At 55.0% G+C, this 3,025-nt stretch carries 3 protein-coding genes and 1 pseudogene; 3 read left to right on the forward strand and 1 reads right to left on the reverse strand.

The genetic code is table 11. From position 1 onward, the window contains the following. Window positions 1-384: 384 nt before the first annotated feature. Both AKG11_RS33260 and AKG11_RS33265 read left to right on the forward strand, forming a co-directional pair. Entirely contained in the window at window positions 385-1,134 is a 750-nt protein-coding gene (locus AKG11_RS33260; protein ID WP_157255864.1) for an FRG domain-containing protein, read from the forward strand. A 64-nt stretch (window positions 1,135-1,198) separates the two neighbouring features. Then, window positions 1,199-2,221, forward strand: coding sequence for a hypothetical protein (locus tag AKG11_RS33265; RefSeq protein WP_156334236.1), 1,023 nt, complete (start codon window positions 1,199-1,201; stop codon window positions 2,219-2,221). 107 nt (window positions 2,222-2,328) lie between these two features. Here the strand turns inward: AKG11_RS33265 and AKG11_RS35965 are convergent. Further along, window positions 2,329-2,619, reverse strand: a pseudogene (locus tag AKG11_RS35965) (hypothetical protein); the annotation flags it as partial. 146 nt (window positions 2,620-2,765) lie between these two features. On the opposite strand from AKG11_RS35965, the gene AKG11_RS34265 reads away from it, so the two are divergent. Continuing rightward, the coding region (locus AKG11_RS34265; protein WP_156334237.1) for a transposase at window positions 2,766-3,025 on the forward strand (260 nt) is incomplete at its 3' end.

A 3,025-nucleotide genomic window follows, 5' to 3' on the forward strand; every position in this document is an offset into this window, starting at 1 on the left:
CTCCATCGAATCTCGCAAATCCGAAGGAATCATAACCTGTTGAAATCACCCACCTCTTTTTGAGGCAGCCTCTAAGAAACTCGCTTTCCTTGAAGTTGTTCGCGATCAGGTCAGCAGTCGCAAGCTCCAGTACATCATGACCGTCATCGCATCCGACCTGCCCCGGAATGACAAAGGCCAGGTCGTGGGCTTTGCCGATGATGAGATCGTCTTACGTCTCCACGATGGGGGCCCGGACGGTAGACTTTTCAAAATGGCGGAGTTCTAAGGGGGCACCTGCAGGCCCGGCGTTCGCTCGGTGAGGCACAAGGCGTTTCAAATTCAGTGTTTTCCCGCGACCTATAGGTTGGTTGTACAATTGACCGCAAAGATCAGGACCGTTCGTTGAAAGAATTCTCTACCGTTAGAAGTCACAGTTGGCAGAACTTCAAGTCGGAAGTTCTTGAGGGTCTCTTCAAGGGAAAGCCATTTGATCGGGGTCGCTTCCTGTTCCGGGGACAGGGATCAGAAGGCTGGCCGTTGATCTCTTCGTTTGATCGCTGGTTTAAAGGTGAACGCAGATACAAGGCCGAGACATCAAAACGGCTTATCACTCTGTTCGAGCAGGAAACGGAGGGCCTCCAAATTGAAAGAGACATCTGGGCCAACCCGCATCGAAGGCTTGGTCTCGCACAGCACTACGGCGTCCCCACCCGGCTTTTGGATTGGAGCGAGAGCCCCTACGTGGCGGCTTTTTTCGCCTTTGCCGGGCTCGACGCGAACGCTCTCAACGCGGGACATGAGAGCTACGTAGAAAATGTTGCTGTCTGGTGCATCGATCTCCTCGAAGCCAACGTTTGGAACGCGGAGGCAGGGGTCGAAATCATACATGTTCCGTCTTACGGAAACGAAAGGATGAGAAACCAGCTCGGCTGGTTCACCTTGCTCAAGGCTCCCTATGATAGCTTGGAGGAGTACGTGTCACACTTTGATGAGGCACCAACAGCGCTTCGACGCCTTTCTATCCCCGCGTCAGACGTACGACACGCTCTGGCCGATCTTGAACTCATGGGTATGAATTTTAGCCGAATCTACCCGGGAGTTGATGGCAGTGCTCGGACTGCTGTGTTGCGGGCGAAGTGGGAGCAAGAATAAGAAAGTTACCAGCTGGAAAGCCGTCTTCGGGGATGTCGCTGCAGGGACTCGGGCCGTACGAGGTATGACTGCGCCGGCCGATGGCGAGTTAGCCGGAAAGACCGTTCCGCGGCGCCGAAGTGGAGGAACTTTATTGGCGGCAAATAGTGCGCACATTTCTGATTTCTTCAAAACGATGAGGCTCCGTTTCGAAAAGTGCCTTGAACCGGCGCTCTCATGCTCGGCGGCCGCGATAAATGCCCATTCCGTCCAGAACGCGACAGCAATGTCTCTCATTGCGCAGGACAATCACGTCTATGAGCTCAGAACGCGTATTCGCGATGGTCAGCCGAAATGTGATTTTGAAAAGGTCGGCCGAAATCAAGCCTCCACATTCCCGGGCTTTTGCGGCGTGCATGATACTGAACTTTTCAAGCCGATCGATACGAAGCCAATTTCCCTCGCTGATCGCGAGCAACTTTTCCTCATCGCCTATCGCTCAGTGTCGCGTGAGCTTCATACTGTAATGGAGGCCGCGATGAGGCTGCAGGCAACACTCCAGTTCCAGATTGCTGCGGGCAGGGTGCCGAAGGATCAACCGTCAGTGCCCATGATCGAGGCAACGCAGCATATGTTGAAATCGTGGGGCGTCTGGAAGCACAGGCTGGAGCATTATGACAAGCCCCTGCTTTCCAGGCGTTTCGAAGAAATCGAACACTCTGTTTTTGAGATTTTGAATAGGAAGCCTGCGCTGGCGGCGTCCTCCTTCTTCTCTGTCGATAACAAGCCTTGGGGAAAACCTTTCTCTGCCGTAGCACTAAATGTCATTCCGACATCCAGCCAGAGTTCGGTTGTAATCGTGAGCTATCCGAAGGCTCAATCCGGCGCTGCCCGGCGTTATGTTGCGCCTGTTTTTTTGCGGGACGGGGAGGAGCGGCTGGCTGAGTTGTCGTGCCTGCTGATAGACCGCGCGGAGAACTTCTTCGTCGCGCCGAGCCAACTTGCAACGTGGAACGACGACAAGAAAAAGGAGATTGTTGCTCGTTTTGTCAAAACGGCTTTCGATGGACAGCGGGGCGAACGAAACGATGGACTTCTATTGTTCTAGCCGCCGCGCGGCGAATTCGTTCGACGCGCTTCGCTCGAGAAGACGCAATGTCTGCCAGATATCACCAAAGGCTGCGTTCCCGAGGGAGGCGGACGCTACAGGTCTTCTTATCGCTCGAGCCTGACCCGCAAACGCCGTGCTCGCTCGCGGAATGCTTCCTCGCCACCCTCCAGAATATCGCAGACGGCTTTTCGGATTTCCGCATTCTCCAAGCCGCCCGCCTTGTAGGTAATAGGGGGAAGTCCGCCTGCCGGATGCGGGCCAGCATCGGCAATGATGATTTGGTCCGCGTCCGTATTGATGACGAGATTTGCGTTATGTGTGACCATGATGACCTGTCGCTTGGATTTTGCGGCAATAAACAGTGCGACCAACTCCTCGAACACCGATTTGGGGTCAGCGACTACACGGCCGATCCGATCCTGTTCTATTCCGTCGCGGCACTGATCTACATCGTAAGCGCCGTCTCCACCCCATTGGATTAGCTGTATTTTGAGGCTTTCTGCGTGTGCGAGAAGGTTTCCAGGACTATCTGGAGATTGGCATGGCAGATGATGGATTTGTTGGGCGCTACGAGGTTGTCGAGCCGCGTCGTGGAAACCGACGTTGGCCGGATGATATGAAGGCGCGGATTGTCGCGGAAAGCTTTGAGCCTGGTGTTCGTGTTGCTGATGTCGCGCGCCGTTACGACGTTGTTGCGCACCAGCTTTCGTTCTGGCGCCGGCAAGCGCGCGAGGGCATTCTGCCCCTGCCTTTTGAGGCTATGTCGGGCCCGTCGGAGAGCAGCGATGCCGGGACTGCATG

Origin of the sequence: Shinella sp. SUS2, from assembly GCF_001262505.1 — a bacterium.
Lineage (GTDB): Bacteria > Pseudomonadota > Alphaproteobacteria > Rhizobiales > Rhizobiaceae > Shinella.